Consider the following 19,670-nt stretch of genomic DNA (forward strand, 5'->3'; position numbering starts at 1 on the left):
TTATGCTGTTGAGGATGTCCGGAAGGAAGCGAGACAGGCAGCAGCTATTGGTTTGGCAGTGTCTAATTTACGCTACTATGATATACCAGGATCTTTAAGTGTTTCATTTGGTACAGGTATATGGCGTAGCCAATCTGCCTTTGCTATTGGTGCTGGTTATACATCTGAAGATGGAAATATTCGCTCTAACTTGTCTGTTACGAGTGCTGGAGGTCATTGGGGTCTAGGTGCAGGAATTACTCTGAGGCTGAAATGATAATGAAAAAAACTGGTGTCACGATAAAAAAACAAAATATTTTTGTAAAGATTCTGTTCGTTCTTGCCTTATTAGGCAAGGGCGAAAGCTTTGCCAACGAGAACAATAATATTTATACGGTGCAACCACCGCATTTAACTATTCCTAGGGGAGAACCTGGCGAAACACGTCGCATTATTATGCAGTTTTATCATTGGACCTTGATTTGCGATGAAAAACAGGATAACAAACAAAATCTTAAACAAGGCATATGTAATGTAACGCAAACAGTTCATGATCAAGAGGATAATACTATTTTTAGTTGGTCTCTTGTTTCTACGAAAAATGGTCAAGCAATAATGCTCTTTCGAACATTGCCAAATGCTGATACAAATGTTCCCATTCGAATATTTATGGAAGGCATTAAAAAGCCTATTCTTGTTCAGTATACGCAATGTAATGAAACGATCTGTTTGGCACAATCACCTATAGGACCAATTCTTAGTAAACAAATAGAGCAAAACAAAAAAGTGCGTATTTCCTATAAGGTTAAAGAGGGAAAGGTATTTTCTTTGATTGTGCCTTTTAAAGGGTTACGTGCGGCAATTAATTCTCTACAACGATAGGTTATATAAAGTATTTTAACAGGGAATTTTTTCATAAATTGGTGTGTTACATTTCAGATTTAAAAAAGTAAGAAGTTCTACATCACTATATGTAAGAGAAAAATCGACTTAAAATTTTTCTAGGAGGATTATAGAGCTAATTACGTTAATTGTTAAATATAAAAACTATAAAGATAGCTAGTTTAAGATAATCAGAATACGGTTTTTGGGAACACGAAAGAGATGGACTATTTTATTTTTATAAAAGCTTGTTACGTATTTTTAGAGGGATCTTATTTGATTATCAACAGTTTTCAATTGAAGCCCTGTATTCATTTTATAAAATACAACGATAGTTAAAAAATATTCTAAGAATATAAATTTATTCTGTATACGATAAAGATACATCCGATATGAGTGATATGATATAAAGAGAAATTAGCAAATTACAAAAATGGATAAAATCTTGATAATAGAAAAAGAAGTAACATTTTCTTGATATTTATCATTTAATACCGCATTGTTACTTTAGCTTTATAAATGAACAAAGGAGTTCTCGCGTTTATTTATTGGGGGAAACGCTTAAGAGATAAGGAAAAATGACCTCATTAGATTATGATTTAAAAGAGTCAAAGCGAGGAAAAGTATCTGATACTAAAGCAAAAAAAAGCAATCATGCGATCATCGTGGGTGTAATCAAAATAATCGTTCTGTATTGTTACAAACAAGGACATGCTCTATTGCTGTTGATATAGAAAAACAACAGCGAAAAAGACAAGATAAACCGAAACGGGTATTTTTGCAATCGAATGCAGCTTTTGAATTACATGATCGAGCAATTGTAGGTGTAAAAAAAACAAAGCGTCTCAAAGCGCCTTTTTCCCCGCGCTCTTCTCAACGAAAATCTTTGCCTCTGTATGCGGCACTTGATTTGGGGACGAATAATTGTCGTCTTCTCATTGCATCTCCTAGTAAACCAGGATATTTTCACGTTGTTGATGCTTTTTCACGTATTGTACGATTGGGAGAAGGTTTAGTAAATAATGGGTTTCTTAATACACAAGCGATGGATCGTGCAATTGAAGCATTAAAAATTTGTCATTTAAAGTTAAAACAAAGACGTATTAAAAGTTATCGCTTGGTAGCAACGGAAGCTTGCCGTTCGGCGGAAAATGGTAGATATTTTATTCAACGTGTTTTGGATGAGACTGGCCTTGAATTAGAAATAGTTGATCGTAAAACAGAAGCGCGTTTTGCTGTTGCAGGATGTGGTACGCTTGTTGAGCGCAACACCGATGCAATTGTACTTTTTGATATTGGAGGGGGCTCATCAGAAATTGTGCTTCTTGATGTTTCCAAAAAGCGTTCTTTTCGTTTATCTGAACAAATTACGGCGTGGACTTCTCTCCCTGTTGGTGTTGTTACGCTTGCTGAGCGTTTTGGAGGAAATGAAGTTAGTGTAGACGATTTTGAAAACATGAAAAGCTATGTACGAGGTTTTTTAAATAATTTTTCAGATCGTGATAAATTGGGAGCTTTAACGCAGAGTTCAAATTTTCATCTTTTGGGAACCTCTGGTACGATTACAACTTTAGCGGGCATGCACCTTAATTTAGAGCGTTATGATCGGAGAAAAGTTGATGGCATGTGGATGAATGATACAGACATTACTCTTATGACAAAACGCTTATTGTCATGGGATATAAATGAACGTGTAATAAATCCTTGTATTGGACGAGAGAGAGCAGATTTAGTTTTAGCTGGTTGTGCAATTTTAGATGTTATTCGAGAAGTTTGGCCAAGCCGGCGTTTAAGAGTGGCTGATCGTGGGTTGAGAGAAGGAATTTTGATAGAGTTGATGCTACGCGATGGTGTGTGGTGTCGTTGTAGGAAAGGAACAACTGCAAAAACTAGAGATTATTAAGAATAGGAAGGTGAATAAATAACAATGAAAAAAACGATAAAAACACCGACTGGTGGCTATGGTGGTTCAGGATCGCATGAATTATATCAGCGTGTAAAAAAGAAAGCAGGAGCCATAAAAGCATCGTCACGGCGATGGTTAGAGAGGCATTTGAATGATCCTTATGTCCATCAGTCGAAAGTGGATGGTTATCGTTCCCGTGCAGCTTATAAGCTCATTGAAATTAATGAGCGCTATAAGTTTCTCAAAAAAGGTCAAAAGATTATCGATTTAGGAGCAGCACCGGGAGGGTGGTGTCAGGTGGTAAGTCGTATCGTAGGGTCAAGTGAGAAAAAGCCTAGTATAGTTGGTATTGATTATTTACATGTTGATCTATTGCCTGGGGTTGTTATGCTAGAAATGGATTTTTTACATGCTGAAGCACCGCAAAAATTAGTTGCTGCTTTGGGAGAAAAGCCGGATGTGGTACTTTCTGATATGGCAGCGCCAACAACAGGTCATCGTCAGACAGATCATTTAAGGACAATTTATTTATGTGAAGTTGCTGCTGATTTTGCTCTTTCAGTTCTCAAACCTGGAGGACATTTTTTAGCAAAGGCTTTTCAAGGTGGAGCAGAAAACAATCTTCTTACGATATTGAAACAGAATTTTAAAACAGTGCATCATGTTAAACCACCTGCAAGTCGATCAGAATCCGTGGAACTTTATCTTTTAGCACTTGGATTTAAAGGAAAAAACAGAAGTACAATATAGCTTCTTTTTAAAATGCTTTAGTTTACTTATATATTAAGGATATCAGGGTATTTTTAAATGATTATTGATGATATTGTGAGGAGTTTTTTTATTTAAATGATGAAAAACTAGTAAAATTGACCCATTGCCTATACAGGTAGAAGAATTGATTCTTCAGTGAGCGTTTTCGATGAAATTTCTTGATCAAGCTAAAATCTATATTCGTTCTGGTAATGGAGGAGCAGGAGCAGTATCGTTTCGTCGTGAAAAATTCATTGAATTTGGAGGACCTGATGGCGGCAATGGAGGACGTGGTGGTGATGTTTGGGCGCTTGTTGTTGATGGGCTTAACACGTTGATTGATTATCGCTATCAACAGCATTTTAGAGCAAAAACAGGGGGACATGGCAAGGGGCGTAATATGACGGGTGAAAAGGGTGATGATATTATCCTTAAAGTACCGGTTGGAACACAAATTTTTGAAGAAGATAATGCAACGTTAATTTGTGACTTAACACGAGTGGGACAACGTTATCGTTTAGCAAAAGGAGGGAATGGTGGTTTTGGAAATTTGCATTTTACGACTTCTACGAATCGCGCACCTCGCCGCGCAAATCCTGGATTGGCAGGAGAAGAGCGCACATTGTGGCTTCGTTTGAAATTAATTGCTGATGGCGGACTTATTGGCTTGCCTAATGCTGGAAAGTCAACTTTTTTAGCTTCTGTGACGGCAGCAAAACCCAAAATTGCGGATTATCCTTTTACCACTTTGCATCCTCATCTTGGTGTTGCTCGTATTGATGCCCGTGAGTTTATTTTGGCTGATATTCCTGGTCTTATTGAAGGGGCTCATGAAGGTATAGGAATTGGAGACCGTTTTTTAGGACATGTAGAGCGTTGTCGTGTTTTACTCCATTTAATTTCTGCTCAAGAAAAAGATGTGGTAAAGGCATACCAGATTGTACGTAATGAACTAGAAGCATACGGGAACAATTTGAGTGATAAAACTGAAATTGTAGCTTTGAGTCAAATAGATACTCTCACTATTGAGGAGCGTAAAGCTAAACAAGAACTTTTGCAAAACGTAACGGGTAAATCTGTAATGATGTTTTCTGCTGTCAGTCGTGAAGGTTTAGAAAATGTGCTACGTGCTGTTGCACATATTATAGAAACAGCACGTAAAGAGGATGCTGGCGACGATATCAGGGTTGATTAAGATGGCTGTTGGATTACAAAAACTTGCACATTATAAACGCATTGTAATCAAAGTTGGATCCGCACTTTTGGTTGATCCTCAGACAGGTTTACACGCTGAATGGCTTAAAAGCTTGATAAGTGATGTTGCTAATTTGCACCAACAAGGTGTTGAGGTTTTATTAGTATCTTCAGGTGCTATTGCTTTGGGAAGGACATTACTACAGCTTCCTAAGGGTGCTTTAAAATTAGAAGAGAGTCAAGCATGTGCTGCTTTAGGGCAAATTGAATTAGCAAAAACATATAGGGATGCGCTTGCTCAATATGGATTAAAAACGGGTCAAATTTTACTCACTCTCTTCGATACGGAAGAGCGACGACGTTATCTTAATGCACGTGCTACAATTAATGTGCTTTTACGTTTTGGAGCAGTGCCTGTTATCAATGAAAATGATACTGTTGCGACAAGTGAAATTCGCTATGGTGATAATGATCGTTTAGCGGCACGTGTGGCGACGATGATGGGATCAGATCTTCTGATACTTTTATCCGATATTGATGGTCTTTATACAAAATCTCCCCATCGTGATCCAACGGCTGAATTTATTCCTTTCATTGCATCAATTACCAGCGATATTGAAAAAATGGCAGATGTTGCTGCTTCAGAGCTTTCTCGCGGAGGAATGAAGACGAAGCTTGATGCTGGGAAAATAGCAAATTCTGCTGGAACGGCGATGGTTATTACTTCAGGCAAGCGTATGAATCCTCTTACAGCACTTGATAAGGGGGAACGTAGAAGTTTTTTTGCTGCCAGTGAAAAGCCCGTTAATGCTTGGAAAACATGGATTTCTGGTTATTTAGATCCCTCTGGTATTTTGACGATTGATCAGGGAGCGGTTAAGGCGCTTGAATCTGGAAAATCATTATTGGCGGCAGGAGTTGTTGCAGTTGAGGGAAGGTTTAATCGTGGAGATACAGTTGCGATTGTGGATACAGAGGGAGTTGAAATTGCTCGTGGACTTGTGAGTTATGACAAGGATGAAGCTGTACGCATTATGGGGCATAAAAGTGAAGAAATTGAATCTATCCTTGGTTATGAAGCCTGCTCTGCTATGGTGCACCGTAACGATATGGTTTTACGCTGCTTGACCGATTCTGCTTAAAAAAGTTATCTTTTATCTTATTGATCGTTTTAGCAGAATGGATGATATTATGGCTTTAGGAGAACAGATGAAAGACATGGGGCGAAAAGCACGCCATGCCGCCGCTGTATTGGCGGTTATGTCTTCTGAACAAAAGAATCAAGCGTTAGAAATGATAGCTTTAAGTTTAGAGGCTCAATCAGCTGAAATCTTACGTGCTAATTGTCAGGATATAGAAAATGCTACTCAAAATAATTTGAAGGCAGCAATGGTTGATAGGCTTAAATTAGATGAAACGCGTTTGTTTGCAATTATAGAGAGTGTTCGCCAGATTGCATATTTACCTGATCCTGTTGGACAAGTTATGAGCGAATGGACACGTCCAAATGGGCTCCATATTAGTCGTGTTCGTACACCCCTAGGGGTGATTGGCATTATTTATGAGAGTCGACCAAATGTTACAATTGATGCAAGCGCTTTGTGTTTGAAAGCAGGAAATGCTGCAATTTTGCGTGGTGGTTCGGATAGTTTTCACTCTTCCCATGCACTTCATTCGGCATTCGTGAGAGGATTGGAGAAAGCTGGTTTTCCTAAAGATGCCATTCAAATGGTTGGAACAACAGATCGTGGTGCTGTTGGAGAAATGCTCAAGGGACTAGACGGTATGATTGATGTTATTATACCTCGTGGTGGGAAAAGCCTTGTTGCACGTGTTCAGTCTGATGCACGTGTTCCGACTTTTGCGCATTTAGAGGGACTCTGTCATATTTATATTGATCAGTCAGCAGATTTAGATATGGCCCGTAATATTGTTGTAAATGCAAAGTTGCGGCGGACAGGTATATGTGGTGCTGTTGAGACAGTTCTCATTGACCGCCATGCATTAAGAAAGTTTCTTCCTGTTCTGACTGCGTTACAGGAGAAAGGGTGTGAAATTCGTGCAACAGAAGATATTGTTTGTCTTTTGCCCAACCTCAAATTAGCTTCTGAAGAAGATTGGTCACATGAGTATCTTGATGCAATTCTTTCTGTTAAAACAGTAGAAAGTATTGAGGGAGCTATTGCGCACATTCAGCGTTATTCATCGGGACATACAGAATCGATTATTGCTGAGGATATGAATGTGGTTAAAATATTTTTTAATCGTTTGGATTCGGCTATTTTGCTTCATAACGCATCTACGCAATTTGCTGATGGAGGTGAATTTGGTTTTGGGGCAGAAATTGGTATCGCAACAGGAAAAATGCATGCGCGTGGTCCTATAGGTGTCGAACAACTGACATCGTTTCAGTATCATGTCAAAGGAAATGGACAGGTTAGACTTTGAAAAATCCATTTTTTCCGTGGAAAGATCGCATGCCACATGTTGAGAAATCCAATGTTGTTGGGCTTTTGGGTGGTTCTTTTAATCCACCGCATGCTGGACATCTTCTTGTCGCAAAAATTGCAATTCGGCGTTTACATCTTGACCAATTATGGTGGATGGTAACGCCAAGAAATCCCTTAAAAGATTGTGCAGACTTATTATCTTTAGAGGAGAGAGTGCGATTAAGTGTTGAACTCATTGATCACCCAAAGATTCGCGTAACAGGTTTTGAGCAGGCTATAGGAAGTAAAGTATCAGTAGATACAATTTCTTATATTCTAAGGCATTGTCGCGGGGTACGTTTTGTGTGGGTTATAGGTGCAGATAGTTTTGCAACGATTCATCACTGGTATAGATGGCATGATATCGTATCAATGCTTCCTATTGCGATTATTGATCGTCCTTTTGTGCGCATACCAGCGCTCTCTTCACCTATGGCGCATATTTACCGTTCTTTTCGTTTGGATGAAAGAGAAAGTATACGATTACCTTTTATAAAACCGCCGGCTTGGACATATTTACATGGACCTTTATCTTTTCAGTCTTCAACGAATCTTCGTTTAAAGAAAAATGATTTTTCTTGAACATTTTATAAGATTCTGCTTCTCTTTAAGAGAAGGCTCTTTTTATTTCTATGTTCCAAATGATAAGAAAGGATATTGATCTGGAAAATATTTTACAAAAAAACTTTATAATAATATTATATCAAGTGTAGAAGAAAAAATTTTTTCTGTGAGCGATAGTCTTGAAATTATTCTCAAAAGTTTAGAAGATACAAAAGCGGAAGATATCGTCTCCATTGATATTCAGGGTAGATCGTCCTTAGCTGATTACATGGTCATAGCTTCAGCAAATTCACAACGCCATGTATCTGCTGTTGCGGACCATTTGTTATGTGCTTGGAAAGACAATGGGTACGGCTTTGCAAATGTAGAAGGGCTTGCGGGAGGTGATTGGGTATTGATTGATACGGGTGATATTATTGTTCATATTTTTCGTCCGGAAATTCGTCTCTTTTACAATTTAGAAAAAATGTGGCAAACCCCAGATTTTAACAATACAAAACCGCTTCTCTTCGGAGATCATTAACATGCAAATTTCTATTTTTGCTGTTGGTCGTATGAAGAAAGGAGCAGAGCATAAATTGGTTGACCATTATTTGGATCGTTTTTCTAAAAGTTCTGGAGCTGCAGGTTTTCATTTTAAAAAACTACAGGAGATATCAGAAAGCCGTGCACAAACAGCATGTCAGCGCATGGAAGAAGAAGGAAGAAAGCTTATCGAGTTTTTGCCTGAAAAGTGTCGATTAATTGTATTGGATGAGCGTGGAGAGTCGATTTCGTCATTTGCTTTTGCTAAAAAATTGGAATTTTATCGTGATGCAGGTATTCGTGATCTCATAATTGCGTTGGGAGGACCTGATGGACATAATGAACAAATAAGAAATCATGCTGATTTTCTTTTATCTTTTGGTTTTATGACATGGCCGCATCAAATTGCGCGTATACTTTTGACAGAACAACTTTATCGCGCTGTAACAATTGCGAGTAATCATCCGTATCATCGTTTTTAACATTTTTGTGCAATTTTTAGCACTTATTTATGTATTTATTAATATTGTTTTAGCTGGCATCATTTAAAGCATCGCTAGTTTATGCAATGATGCTTAATGGTTGGGCAAATGAAAAAGCTTCTTCATAAAAAGATGCAATGTTTATATGAGGAATGCGTGATATTTATAGTGCTGTTTGTGAGTATATTTTTTTGCTTTTCTGTATCGCATGCTGAAGATACAGTAAGCAGTGTAGAAGCAGCACAAAAAGCATTAGGAGAAATTCGCAAAAATATTTCTATTTCGCGTGAACGTTCTACTTTTCTCATGAAGCAAGTTGAACGTTTAAAGAAAGATCAGCGAGCTTTGAGTGATGCACTTATAAAAACTGCTAAAGGAGAACGTGCGATTGCAAATGATATTGCTGAAAGAGAAGCAAAGCTAAAAAAAATGGTAGAAAAGCAGACAAAAGTTCATCAAGTTTTAAAAAGTCGCCGTGCTGAATTTGCGAAAGTTCTTGCACTCTTAGAACGCATGGGATTAAAGCCACCTCCTGCTCTTATAGTTCGGCCTGAGGATGTGTTAGTTTCTGTACGGAGTTCTGTTTTATTAGGAGCTCTTGTTTCTCAGATGCAAGAAAAAACACGAGATTTAACAAAGAGTCTTAAGGAATTGACGACTTTGAGCGATTCAATTGCTATGGAATATGCAACATTAAAGACTAAAATGCAAAATCAAGCAGAGCAGCGAAAACGTTTAGGGTTTTTATTAGAAGAAAAAGCCAAACTACAAAAAAAATCAGAAGCAGAACTTATAGAGCAACAACAAAAAAATATTATTTTTGCTAAAAAAGCCCAATCTTTAGAAGAATTGATTTTAGAACTTGATCATCAATCAAAACTTAGTTCTGATACATCAATACAGATGCAGAAAAATTTACAACTGTTAGAGCAATCCAATTTTGAAAGCCGAAAAGGCTCTTTATTATTTCCTGTTTTGGGAACAAAAGTTCAGCATGCCCATAAAAATTCTCAGATGACACGCTTTGGTGAAATGATTGAAACAGAAGCAGAAGCTGTTGTTATATCACCTGCTGATGCTCTTGTTGCTTTTGCTGGACCATTTCGTTCTTATGGACAATTAATCATTCTTAATGTTGGAAATGGTTATCATATCGTTCTTATTGGGATGTCGAGAATCAACGTCACTCAGGGACAGTTTGTTCTTGCAGGTGAACCTCTTGGAACGATGGGGATGCAATTTATTGCGAACAGTGTTGCATTGGATATAGGCAAAACGACTCCAATGCTTTACATTGAGTTTAGAAAGCAGGGGAAGCCTGTGAATCCAACTCTTTGGTGGCAGACTGAAAATAAGAAGGAACCAAAATGATTCGTAAAATTATTCTTTTGGTCGCTGGGGTATTACTCGGCGCCAGTTCAATGATTATGGTGCAGTCTGTTGCTGCCAATAATGAAGGTGATGCGTATAAAGAGCTAGCCCTTTTTGGCGATGTTTTTGAGCGAGTACGTATGCAATACGTAACGGTTCCAGATGATAAAAAGCTTATTGAAAATGCTATCAATGGGATGCTTACATCACTTGATCCCCATTCATCTTATATGAATGCGCAAGAAGCCAAAGAGATGCGAGATTCTACGAAAGGGGAATTCGGAGGGCTTGGTATTGAAGTAACTATGGAGAAAGGTTTAATTAGAGTTGTTTCCCCAATGGATGATACACCTGCTGCAAAAGCAGGTATCTTAGCAGGGGATCTCATTTCCAAAATTGATGGTGTACAGACAAATGGTCATACATTGAATGAAGCTGTTAATAAGATGCGAGGAGCTCCTGGAACCCCCATTACGTTGACAATTATTCGTTCTGGTGTTGATAAGCCACTCGAAATTAAGGTTGTTCGTGATATCATCAAAGTTAAGGCGGTGAAATATCGTGTTGAGGATGATCTTGGTTATCTAAGAATCATTCAATTTTCTGAGCAGACTTTTGGTAATCTTCAGGTTGCGATTAAAGATATTCAATCTAAAATTCCTCAAGATAAATTAAAAGGATATGTTCTTGATTTACGACTTAATCCTGGTGGTCTTTTAGACCAAGCTGTTAATGTTTCAAGTGCCTTTCTCAATAAAGGTGAGATTGTCTCAACCAGAGGGCGTAAAAAGAGTGATGTAACGAGATTTGATGCCAAGCCTGGGGATATCATCAATGGAAAACCTCTTATAGTGCTTATTAATGGCGGTTCAGCCAGTGCTTCTGAAATTGTTGCAGGTGCATTACAAGATCATCGTCGTGCAACGATTTTAGGAACGCAATCTTTTGGTAAGGGATCTGTTCAAACGATTATTCCTCTGGGTGAAGATGGTGCTTTACGCTTAACAACAGCGCTCTACTACACGCCGTCTGGTACTTCAATTCAAGGGACAGGGATCACGCCCGATATTATTGTAGAGCAGCCACTGCCTGAAAAATATAAAGGCTATGATGTAAAAATTGGTGAGTCTGCATTAAAAGGACATATCAAAGGCAAAAGAGAAGACAATAAGGGGTCTGGTTCAGCTGCTTTTGTTCCGCAAGATCCGAAAGATGATGTTCAATTGCATGAGGCTTATAAACTGTTACGGGGTGAAATGGCAAATGCAGCATTTCCACCAGATCCCAATAAGGATATTTTGAAGTAAAAAAGGGTGTGTATAGCTTATGGGTTTGGGAGATAATTGAATGAGTGCGGTGGTTAATTTGAAGGCTCTCCCTTATCGGAAATCTGTTGGGATTGTTGTTTTTAATGATGTGGGTAAAGTTTGGGTTGGGCGCCGTTTAATGGTGTGCGCTCATACAGATGCTGAAATATCTCATCGCTGGCAGCTTCCTCAAGGGGGAATCGATGAAAATGAAGAGCCTTTCGATGCAGCATGTCGCGAACTTTATGAAGAAACGGGAATTCGGTCTGTAAAGTTAATTAAAGAAGCACGGAAGTGGTTCCATTATGATTTTCCACAAGAACTTATTGAGGGTACATTAAAAAACAAATATCGTGGGCAAATGCAAAAATGGTTTGCTTTTCAATTTACTGGAGATCCGTATGAAATCGCGATAAATCCTCCACCAGATGGTAATAAAGCAGAATTTGACCAATGGGAATGGGTTGATTTAGAAATCATACCTTCTATAGTAATTTCTTTCAAAAAGCATGTCTATAGAAAAATTGTTAACGAATTTCGAGGTAGCCTTAGAGGATTATAAAAGCTATACAATAATAAGAAAACTCTTTTTTATTAAGATGCTTTATATTATGTAAATCATTAAAAGATAATAGACGTGTTTCTCTTTTATGTAAAGAACTGGAATATAAGATGAAAAATTTATTTAATTTACTTATAGTTTTTACTCTCTTGAGTATTTCTTCTGTGGCATTTGCCTCAGATTCAAAGCCGGCGACAACCAAGCCTGCAGCTGCTACATTGCCTAATGGTGCTTCTTCTTTAACTGAAACCTACGGCTTGTGGACTATTAACTGCGGTATACAGGAAGGAAAGAAGATTTGTTTTATGGGTCGCCAAGAGGTGAATGATCAGGGCCGTATTGTTGTAGCTATGAATGTTATTCTCAATGCGGATGGTGTTGTTTCCGGTAATTTAACCGTTCCTTTCGGTATTTTGGTCTCTAAGCCTGTTCGTTTACAAGTTGATGAGGGGAAAGCTGTGATTGAAACTGGTATTCGGACTTGTGTACCAGCAGGTTGTATTGTTCCAATAGTTTTTGACAAGAATCATGTAACAGCTTTACGTGGTGGAAAGCATTTGAAGTTGGCCATGACAATCGCTGCTCCAGGCGAACCACCTTTGAATGATTTGTTCGTTCAACTGAATGGTTTTAGCAATGCCCTTAACCGTTTGACTGTTTTACAGAAATAAATCTAAAAAATACAACAAAGACGGCCTTTTAAGGCCGTTTTTTGTTTAAGTGCTTTTTGTAGAAAGCTTACGGCTAAAGTTATGAGATCATTATAAGAGATATTCGGAGTTTTTTGAAGATTCTCAGGTGATTTGCTGTTGTTTCTGTTTTGAACAGCTATTTTTATTCTGATATTTGTTTGTTAGATTCATCATCATAATTATAGAGATGAAGGCACTAGCATATTTGAATTTTTTATTACATGGAAAAGGAACGATGGAGTATAAAACCGTTATTCGATAAACAGGCCTATTTTTATGAAAGTTTTTAAGATCTTTTATTTCTTTATTTAAAAGAAGGAGCAGGTATGGTTTATACATTGTTTCAAGTGATTGATTTGATTTTAGATATTTATATTTATATTCTCATTGCAAGTGTTATTTTTTCCTGGCTTTATGTATTTAATATAATAAATATGCGTAATCGCTTTGTGGTTTTTATAAGAAGCTTTTTATATCATCTTACGGAACCCATTCTCAGTCGTATTCGGCAAATTTTGCCAAATCTTGGAACAATTGATATTTCACCTGTTGTAGTTTTCATAATTATTTATTTTATTCGTACATTTATGTGGCGCGTTTATGCAAATATGTATCTATAGAAATCTCATATGAGACGTATGAAGATGTTTCATCAATTTGATATAAATGGTTTGAGTTTATTTGTATATCTCATTCCAAAAGCCTCTGTTGATCAGATCATGGGGGTTGAAAGCAAGGATAATGGAAAGCAATATTTAATCGTACGCCTTCGTGCTGTTCCTGAAGATGGAAAGGCAAATAAAGCACTCATCAAATTTTTAGCCAAGCAATGGAAAATTCCATCCTCTTGTATTTCTTTAAAAAGTGGTACAACATCTCGCTATAAACAGCTTTATTTTTCAACACATTCGGAAAAGCTAAAGCAGATATGGCAAGCTTTAGGAAATAGTAGTTCAAAGGAAAAGCCTATTTTTTAAATAGGCTTTATTTTTAAAAAAAATCACACTTTTTTATTTTTATTGCGTTCAATAGCTTGCATAATTAGTCCACGGGCAAAATTTTTATCACGCCATCCTTCAATTTTGGCCCATTTCCCAGATTCAAGGTCTTTGTAATGTTCGAAAAAATGCGCAATTTGCTTTAGTGTAATTTCAGGAAGATCTGTATAGTCATGAATATTGATATAGCGTTTTGTTAATTTTGGAGTAGGGACAGCAATAATTTTTTCGTCTTTACCACCATCATCTTCCATAATTAGAGCCCCGATGGGACAAACATTAATCACACAACCAGGAATAAGTGGACGGGTATTACAGATAAGAACATCAATGGGATCACCATCATCTGAAAGAGTATGTGGGACAAAACCGTAATTTCCAGGATAAACCATTGATGTATGAAGAAAACGATCAACAAATAACGCTTCTGATTTTTTATCCATTTCATATTTTATTGGTTGACCACCAAGAGAGACTTCTACAATAACATTGATATCTTCTGGTGGATTTTTACCAACGGGGATTTCTTTAATATTCATGTAAATATCCTTTCTGGAGTGTGGTGACGCTAAGTACAATAAAACATTCGACCGAGTAAGTCACAAAATTAGCTTGAAGTTGATGCACGTGTTTTTTCAAAACGTTTGCGTTCATTTGGGTCCAGATAGAGTTTGCGCAGACGAATATTTTTAGGAGTTACTTCTACAAGTTCATCATCTTGTATCCACGATAGGGCACGTTCTAATGTCATTTTAAGTGGAGGGGTTAATTTTACGGCTTCATCTTTTCCAGAAGCGCGCATATTGGTCAGTTTTTTTCCTTTTAAAACATTCACTTCCAAGTCATTATCACGTGAGTGTATACCAATAATCATACCTTGATAGACTTTAACGCCAGCATCGATGATCATAGGTCCACGGTCTTCGAGATTAAAAAGAGCATAAGCAACAGATTCACCGCTATCGTTTGAGATCATAACACCATTCACACGACCACCAATATCTCCTTTATAAGGTTCATAGGCGTGGAAGAGACGATTCATAATTGCTGTACCACGTGTATCCGTTAAAAGCTCTGATTGGTAGCCGATAAGACCTCGCGTTGGTGCGTAAAAGACAAGGCGGACACGATTACCCCCAGAAGGACGCAGCTCAACCATTTCAGCTTTACGTTCGGACATTTTTTGAACGACAGTTCCAGAATATTCCTCATCAACATCGATAACAACTTCCTCGATTGGTTCAAGAGTTATTCCGTTTTCATCTTTTTGCATAACGACACGTGGACGCGAAACACTAAGTTCAAACCCTTCACGACGCATATTTTCAATGAGAACTGCAAGTTGCAATTCTCCTCGCCCTGAAACGTAGAAAGAATCTTTATCGGCTGATTCTTCAATTTTAAGGGCTACATTACCTTCTGCTTCTTTTAACAAACGATCACGGATAATACGACTTGTTACTTTATCGCCTTCAGTTCCTGCAAGGGGACTATCATTGACAAGAAAACTCATAGTAACAGTAGGAGGGTCAATTGGTTGAGCGGTGAGAGGTTCATTGACAGCAGGATCACAGAAAGTATCAGCAACGGTACCTTTCTGTAGACCTGCAATTGCTACGATATCACCAGCAATACTTTCTTCAATGGGTTGCCGTTCTAGTCCACGAAATGCCAAAATTTTTGAAATACGCCCAGTTTCTAAAAGTTTTCCATCTTGTCCAAGAACTTTAACATTTTGATTGGATTTTATAGAGCCCGAATGAATGCGTCCAGTAATAATTCGTCCCAAAAATGGATCTGCTTCAAGAATAGTTCCGATCATACGAAATGGTCCTTCTGCTATACTAGGAGAAGGGACATGGCGGATTATAAGGTCAAATAGAGGGCTTAGCCCTTGATCTTTTGGTCCCTTAGAGGTTTCAGCCATCCATCCATCACGGCCTGATCCATAGAGAATAGGAAAATCAAGCTGTTCATCGGTTGCATCAAGAGCCGCAAAAAGGTCAAAAACCTCATTGATAACTTCATCAGCACGTGCATCAGCTCGGTCAATCTTATTGATAGCAACAATTGGGCGTAATCCTACTTTTAAGGCTTTACCAACGACAAATTTTGTTTGCGGCATGGGGCCTTCAGCTGCATCAACAAGCACAATTGCTCCATCGACCATATTTAAAATGCGTTCAACTTCTCCACCAAAATCGGCGTGACCGGGTGTATCAACAATGTTAATTCGGGTATCTTGCCAAACAACGGATGTCACTTTTGCTAGAATTGTAATTCCGCGTTCTTTTTCAATGTCGTTTGAATCCATCATACGTTCACTGGTACGCTGATTATCGCGAAAGTTCCCTGATTGTTTGAGAAGCTCGTCTACGAGTGTTGTTTTGCCATGATCAACGTGGGCAATGATGGCGATATTACGCAATTGCATAAATTTTCTTCTTTTCTTTAATGAGATTTCACTTGAGGTAACGCCTCTGCGGTTCTTACCTTACTACTAAAAAATCTTTTACATGTTTTTTTATAATTTTGGAAGAGGGGGAGGAGAAGAATTAAATCAATGACTTTCTTTAAAGTAAGGGATTAAGTGTTTGTTTATTTTATTACGTTTTTTTATCTCTATCCCTAACTTTTTTTGAGCTTTTTTATCGATTCAAGGGCAAGTTTTTACGGTCTGCGCTTTTTTGTAGAAAGAATTTTATCTTCTGTCCATCCAAAAATTGCTTTCAACTGTGAGACTGTTGCACCTGAATTAGCGGCGCGTGTTGCTGCTAATTTTCTCAATCCGTGTGCTGATTTTTTAATACCTGCTTAGCTGCGTGCCTTGTAAAACATGAGACCAAAGCTTTGTTTGGGTAGTTTTTCCACGTTTACCACAAATGAATGTTTCTGCTCCAATAGGACCTATTTCTAGTGTTGTAGCTAATTCAGGCAAAATTGGGAGAAAAACATTTATTTTAAAATGGATAATATTATCTTTTACATCTTTCCAACCAATACGAACTGCATCACCACGACGCAAGCCCGTGTAAAGAAGAACGTTAATCCAAACTCGTTCATGAGTACCGTGATGCCATTTTTGATAATATTTATCAATGTCTTCTTCTGTTCAAACAGATTCCGTAAAAAATCAGGTGATCCATATTAGTGCTATAACTATAAAGACCTTCCTATTTGCCAATCTGGCGCGGTCATTCCTCAACGAAATGTTCAGAAGAGCTTAAATAGCCCATTTTGTAAACAGTATAAAAATGCCGATGAATGCCGAATGCCAGCCTTAAGTTTTTCTACTGGTAATCAAAATCCCCCATCCCTGCTTTTGCTTGGAATGGCGGGATTGTTTCCTCAATCTGCCATCTCAATATTGTTTACTGTTATTTTGAATAGTGGTAATAAAAAATATCAACAGGCTTACGAGCTTTTTTTTGTAAATAAATCCATTGCAAGAGGGGAAAAATGAAAAAAATATTAAAACTATTGAGCTGCATAGCTCTGTTAAATACAGCTGGATGTGTTAACCAAATTCCCTCTCTTTCTCCAGCATTATGGAGAAATAAAGTACTTTTAGAATGTGGAGTACCGGACCTTAATAAGGTTGTGGCGCTAGATTTGAATCAATTTGCTAGTATTGAAATTTGTATGGGACAATCAGGTTTTCGTCCTAGCTTTACAATACAAGAATGGTGTGAGAACCATAAATCGGACAATCTTCCTATATGTCGCCCTGGTGCTGTCATGCCTCAACGAAGTGTTGAGAAACGTTTAAATAGCCCTTATTGTAAAAAATATAAAAATGCACCTGAATGCAAACCTTAAGTTTTGCTGTTTGTGATGATAACAATCCCTCATCCTTGCTTTTGCTTGAAATGACGGGATTGTTTCGTTCAATGGCATTTTTACACCACCCTATGAGGCGGCTGTTTATGCAGCGCAACATGCGGAGAATAAAAATGTACCGCTTTATTTTGTTGTGTTCCCAGAAGCGGATTCTGCTATTTCAGAACTTTTGGTCGCAGGCTATCAGAAGTTTATGGAAAATAATTTTTGGGGTTTAACCAATTCCACACAAGAAGCAAAAGATATAATGTCTCGCTATGGTAACACAGGATTGCATTTTGATGCCCATAGTCGTGGCAGTTTGACAGGCTTTAATATGATGAATTCTTTCAAACAAGAAGGTGTAAATGATGTAGCTGGCAATACAATTATCGATTTCTATGGACCAGCGGCGAATGTTTTGGCTGCATCCGGTCTGTTAGGTTATGTGAGTGGTAGCAAACAAACCACTATTGGCTTTGATGGGCATAGATATGACTTTGTGAGCAGAATTATTGGCGGTAATGGCTATACTTACGAGACAGTTCCTGCTGGTAGTACCCGGTGGAAAGAATGGTGAAGAGTGATCAGAAATCCCATAAGTTCCCATACCTGTCTTGGAAATGCGAGTGATAAGTGTACATGGCGTTATGGTACATCTCATTTAGAACAAAAGCCTTGAATTAAATCATAGAGGAAAAAATGAAACAAACTCTAAAATTATTAAGTGCGATAACTTTATTGAGTATAGCTGGGTGTCAGTTTAATAAAACTCCTGGAGGGTATTTGAGTGCGTGGGAGAAGCCTGGTGCAGATTTTACTGAGATAGGAAAAGCATTGTTAGAATGCGGTATGCCAACCCCTTATGATGTTGATCCAGAAAACAGAAAGAATAGCATTAATGCAAAAGCAACAATTTATGCTTGTATGATTCAATCAGGTTTTCGCTATAAAGATGAAGAGGTAGCAAGAGCGGGAGGGCCATGTTATACTTTTAGAGCCGAAAATCTCCCCATTTGTCGTCCTGGCGCTATCATCCCGCAACGAAGTGTTAAGAAGCGCTTAAACAGCCCTTTTTGTAAAAAGCATCCAGAACAATATGAATGCTATCCTTAAGTTTTGTTGTTTGTGATGATCAAAAATCCCCCATCCTTGCCTTCATTTGGAATGGCAGGATTGTTTTTTCAATCTAACATCTCAATATTATATGTAAAGCAATATGGCGTAGAATGTACTTAGTAATCCTATGACAACCAGGTTGCGATACAGGACGGTTTTTGTTATCTCCAGGTTTGATGAGTTTGAGAAAGCCTTGTCCGTCCTTACGTGACAAGGTTTTTTTTATGCCGCGTCACTTTGACGTTGCTGTTTTGCTTGCTCGATGACATTGATAAGATCTGATTGTAACCAACGCGATAAAAAACCAAATTTTAAAGGTTTTGGGAGCGAGCCATTGGTTACATGATGGCGGAATGTTGAGATACTCATATGAAGCAATTTTGCACTTTCACGGTCTGTTAAAAGAATATCATTTTCTGTCATACTAAAATCCTTTCACTCTCAAAAAATGGTAACAAATCATAACTATTTATTAACCACATTTTGGTTATTAACCATATTTTTGATGATTTTTGAAGGCATTTTATTCATAGAAAACAATATTTTATCATAGTTTTTCTTATGTGATAATTTATGAATCTTATTGAGAAAGAATGAGAGACAAGAGAGCTAAAGTTATCCGAAGATAATGGGGTTATGCACCCCATATCTTAAGCTTGATCGGTGACATAAGCCGCCCATTTATCCATATAGACACGGCGCTGTTCTAGATAGTCAGTGCGACGATAGGCACGCTCTACTTTACCCCCGACCGTATGACTTAGAATGGTTTCAGCGACCTCATAGGGGGCATCGGTTGTTTCAGCAAGCCAATTGCGTAAACTAGAACGAAATCCATGGGGGCAGGCGTTTAGTCCAGTCTGTTGCATATATTGTGACATACAGCGTGCAGCGAGGGGACCCCGACCGGTAGGAGAAAAAAAATCATTGCGAGAAAGCGAGCGCGCTTGTTTTAAAATGTCTAATGCCTCTGATGATAAGGGAACGCGAAACTCTTTTTGTCGTATCACGCTTGCCCTTCATATTCTCAG

At 38.0% G+C, this 19,670-nt stretch carries 19 protein-coding genes and 5 pseudogenes; 19 read left to right on the plus strand and 5 right to left on the minus strand.

Annotation, left to right across the window (positions count from 1 at the left end; all coding sequences use genetic code 11):
• The 16 genes and pseudogenes from QWU_RS03300 to QWU_RS03380 all read left to right on the plus strand — a co-directional run.
• A partial coding sequence (locus QWU_RS03300) for a YadA-like family protein (protein ID WP_017196189.1) occupies positions 1 to 256 on the plus strand: 256 nt, incomplete at its 5' end.
• Positions 253 to 861: an invasion associated locus B family protein gene (locus tag QWU_RS03305; protein ID WP_017196190.1), complete on the plus strand. Its 609-nt coding sequence runs from the start codon at positions 253 to 255 to the stop codon at positions 859 to 861. The genes QWU_RS03300 and QWU_RS03305, both read left to right, overlap by 4 nt.
• Positions 862 to 1,439: 578 nt before the next feature.
• Positions 1,440 to 2,764: pseudogene (locus QWU_RS08995) on the plus strand (Ppx/GppA phosphatase family protein).
• Positions 2,765 to 2,788: 24 nt separating this feature from the next.
• On the plus strand, positions 2,789 to 3,517 hold the full coding sequence (locus tag QWU_RS03315; RefSeq protein ID WP_006588944.1) for an RlmE family RNA methyltransferase: 729 nt from the start codon (positions 2,789 to 2,791) through the stop codon (positions 3,515 to 3,517).
• Positions 3,518 to 3,686: 169 nt separating this feature from the next.
• Positions 3,687 to 4,712 (plus strand): GTPase ObgE, encoded by a 1,026-nt coding sequence (gene obgE / locus QWU_RS03320; protein ID WP_006588945.1) that lies wholly within the window; start codon positions 3,687 to 3,689, stop codon positions 4,710 to 4,712.
• 1 nt (position 4,713) lies between these two features.
• Positions 4,714 to 5,853 (plus strand): glutamate 5-kinase, encoded by a 1,140-nt coding sequence (proB, locus tag QWU_RS03325; protein WP_006588946.1) that lies wholly within the window; start codon positions 4,714 to 4,716, stop codon positions 5,851 to 5,853.
• 49 nt (positions 5,854 to 5,902) lie between these two features.
• The gene (locus QWU_RS03330; protein WP_006588947.1) at positions 5,903 to 7,159 is read left to right on the plus strand and encodes a glutamate-5-semialdehyde dehydrogenase; all 1,257 of its coding nucleotides are present in this window, start codon (positions 5,903 to 5,905) and stop codon (positions 7,157 to 7,159) included.
• Positions 7,160 to 7,188: 29 nt separating this feature from the next.
• Positions 7,189 to 7,782: a nicotinate-nucleotide adenylyltransferase gene (locus tag QWU_RS03335; protein WP_006588948.1), complete on the plus strand. Its 594-nt coding sequence runs from the start codon at positions 7,189 to 7,191 to the stop codon at positions 7,780 to 7,782.
• A gap of 59 nt (positions 7,783 to 7,841) precedes the next feature.
• Positions 7,842 to 8,287 (plus strand): annotated as a pseudogene (rsfS, locus tag QWU_RS03340) (ribosome silencing factor).
• 1 nt (position 8,288) lies between these two features.
• On the plus strand, positions 8,289 to 8,771 hold the full coding sequence (gene rlmH / locus QWU_RS03345) for a 23S rRNA (pseudouridine(1915)-N(3))-methyltransferase RlmH (protein ID WP_006588950.1): 483 nt from the start codon (positions 8,289 to 8,291) through the stop codon (positions 8,769 to 8,771).
• Between the two features lie 96 nt (positions 8,772 to 8,867).
• Positions 8,868 to 10,149, plus strand: a pseudogene (locus tag QWU_RS03350) (murein hydrolase activator EnvC family protein).
• Entirely contained in the window at positions 10,139 to 11,449 is a 1,311-nt protein-coding gene (locus QWU_RS03355; RefSeq protein WP_006588952.1) for a S41 family peptidase, read from the plus strand. Before QWU_RS03350 ends, QWU_RS03355 begins: the two are co-directional and overlap by 11 nt.
• A gap of 40 nt (positions 11,450 to 11,489) precedes the next feature.
• Entirely contained in the window at positions 11,490 to 12,011 is a 522-nt protein-coding gene (locus QWU_RS03360) for an RNA pyrophosphohydrolase (protein ID WP_006588953.1), read from the plus strand.
• Between the two features lie 110 nt (positions 12,012 to 12,121).
• Positions 12,122 to 12,682, plus strand: coding sequence for an invasion associated locus B family protein (locus tag QWU_RS03365; protein ID WP_006588954.1), 561 nt, complete (start codon positions 12,122 to 12,124; stop codon positions 12,680 to 12,682).
• A gap of 347 nt (positions 12,683 to 13,029) precedes the next feature.
• Positions 13,030 to 13,323, plus strand: coding sequence for a YggT family protein (locus tag QWU_RS03375; RefSeq protein WP_006588955.1), 294 nt, complete (start codon positions 13,030 to 13,032; stop codon positions 13,321 to 13,323).
• Positions 13,324 to 13,347: 24 nt separating this feature from the next.
• Positions 13,348 to 13,680: a DUF167 domain-containing protein gene (locus QWU_RS03380; protein ID WP_026017281.1), complete on the plus strand. Its 333-nt coding sequence runs from the start codon at positions 13,348 to 13,350 to the stop codon at positions 13,678 to 13,680.
• Between the two features lie 23 nt (positions 13,681 to 13,703).
• On the opposite strand, the gene ppa is transcribed toward QWU_RS03380, so the two are convergent.
• The 3 genes and pseudogenes from ppa to QWU_RS10180 form a co-directional block, all read right to left on the minus strand.
• Complete coding sequence (gene ppa, locus QWU_RS03385; RefSeq protein ID WP_006588957.1) at positions 13,704 to 14,240, minus strand: inorganic diphosphatase; 537 nt, start codon at positions 14,238 to 14,240, stop codon at positions 13,704 to 13,706.
• Between the two features lie 68 nt (positions 14,241 to 14,308).
• On the minus strand, positions 14,309 to 16,135 hold the full coding sequence (typA, locus tag QWU_RS03390) for a translational GTPase TypA (RefSeq protein WP_006588958.1): 1,827 nt from the start codon (positions 16,133 to 16,135) through the stop codon (positions 14,309 to 14,311).
• A 194-nt stretch (positions 16,136 to 16,329) separates the two neighbouring features.
• Positions 16,330 to 16,813: pseudogene (locus QWU_RS10180) on the minus strand (tyrosine-type recombinase/integrase); the annotation flags it as partial.
• A gap of 347 nt (positions 16,814 to 17,160) precedes the next feature.
• On the opposite strand from QWU_RS10180, the gene QWU_RS03410 reads away from it, so the two are divergent.
• From QWU_RS03410 to QWU_RS03420, 3 genes are all read left to right on the plus strand, one after another.
• Positions 17,161 to 17,520, plus strand: coding sequence for a hypothetical protein (locus QWU_RS03410; protein WP_006588959.1), 360 nt, complete (start codon positions 17,161 to 17,163; stop codon positions 17,518 to 17,520).
• A 154-nt stretch (positions 17,521 to 17,674) separates the two neighbouring features.
• Positions 17,675 to 18,100: a hypothetical protein gene (locus QWU_RS09000; RefSeq protein WP_017196200.1), complete on the plus strand. Its 426-nt coding sequence runs from the start codon at positions 17,675 to 17,677 to the stop codon at positions 18,098 to 18,100.
• Between the two features lie 122 nt (positions 18,101 to 18,222).
• A complete protein-coding gene (locus QWU_RS03420) occupies positions 18,223 to 18,636 on the plus strand; it encodes a hypothetical protein (protein WP_006588961.1) in 414 nt (137 codons plus the stop codon).
• Positions 18,637 to 18,861: 225 nt separating this feature from the next.
• On the opposite strand, the gene QWU_RS03425 is transcribed toward QWU_RS03420, so the two are convergent.
• The gene (locus QWU_RS03425; RefSeq protein WP_006590494.1) at positions 18,862 to 19,062 is read right to left on the minus strand and encodes a helix-turn-helix transcriptional regulator; all 201 of its coding nucleotides are present in this window, start codon (positions 19,060 to 19,062) and stop codon (positions 18,862 to 18,864) included.
• A gap of 227 nt (positions 19,063 to 19,289) precedes the next feature.
• Positions 19,290 to 19,670 (minus strand): annotated as a pseudogene (locus tag QWU_RS09005) (tyrosine-type recombinase/integrase); the annotation flags it as partial.

It is taken from the genome of Bartonella birtlesii IBS 325 (genome assembly GCF_000273375.1).
GTDB lineage: Bacteria > Pseudomonadota > Alphaproteobacteria > Rhizobiales > Rhizobiaceae > Bartonella > Bartonella birtlesii.

Bases quoted from the DNA above. Each gene is read 5' to 3' on its own strand.
- QWU_RS03305 (WP_017196190.1), top strand. From the start codon at position 253: ATGATAATGAAAAAAACTGGTGTCACGATAAAAAAACAAAATATTTTT.
- QWU_RS03315 (WP_006588944.1), top strand. From the start codon at position 2,789: ATGAAAAAAACGATAAAAACACCGACTGGTGGCTATGGTGGTTCAGGA.
- obgE (WP_006588945.1), top strand. From the start codon at position 3,687: ATGAAATTTCTTGATCAAGCTAAAATCTATATTCGTTCTGGTAATGGA.
- proB (WP_006588946.1), top strand. From the start codon at position 4,714: ATGGCTGTTGGATTACAAAAACTTGCACATTATAAACGCATTGTAATC.
- QWU_RS03330 (WP_006588947.1), top strand. From the start codon at position 5,903: ATGGCTTTAGGAGAACAGATGAAAGACATGGGGCGAAAAGCACGCCAT.
- QWU_RS03335 (WP_006588948.1), top strand. From the start codon at position 7,189: ATGCCACATGTTGAGAAATCCAATGTTGTTGGGCTTTTGGGTGGTTCT.
- rlmH (WP_006588950.1), top strand. From the start codon at position 8,289: ATGCAAATTTCTATTTTTGCTGTTGGTCGTATGAAGAAAGGAGCAGAG.
- QWU_RS03355 (WP_006588952.1), top strand. From the start codon at position 10,139: ATGATTCGTAAAATTATTCTTTTGGTCGCTGGGGTATTACTCGGCGCC.
- QWU_RS03360 (WP_006588953.1), top strand. From the start codon at position 11,490: ATGAGTGCGGTGGTTAATTTGAAGGCTCTCCCTTATCGGAAATCTGTT.
- QWU_RS03365 (WP_006588954.1), top strand. From the start codon at position 12,122: ATGAAAAATTTATTTAATTTACTTATAGTTTTTACTCTCTTGAGTATT.
- QWU_RS03375 (WP_006588955.1), top strand. From the start codon at position 13,030: ATGGTTTATACATTGTTTCAAGTGATTGATTTGATTTTAGATATTTAT.
- QWU_RS03380 (WP_026017281.1), top strand. From the start codon at position 13,348: ATGTTTCATCAATTTGATATAAATGGTTTGAGTTTATTTGTATATCTC.
- ppa (WP_006588957.1), bottom strand. From the start codon at position 14,240: ATGAATATTAAAGAAATCCCCGTTGGTAAAAATCCACCAGAAGATATC.
- typA (WP_006588958.1), bottom strand. From the start codon at position 16,135: ATGCAATTGCGTAATATCGCCATCATTGCCCACGTTGATCATGGCAAA.
- QWU_RS03410 (WP_006588959.1), top strand. From the start codon at position 17,161: ATGAAAAAAATATTAAAACTATTGAGCTGCATAGCTCTGTTAAATACA.
- QWU_RS03420 (WP_006588961.1), top strand. From the start codon at position 18,223: ATGAAACAAACTCTAAAATTATTAAGTGCGATAACTTTATTGAGTATA.
- QWU_RS03425 (WP_006590494.1), bottom strand. From the start codon at position 19,062: ATGACAGAAAATGATATTCTTTTAACAGACCGTGAAAGTGCAAAATTG.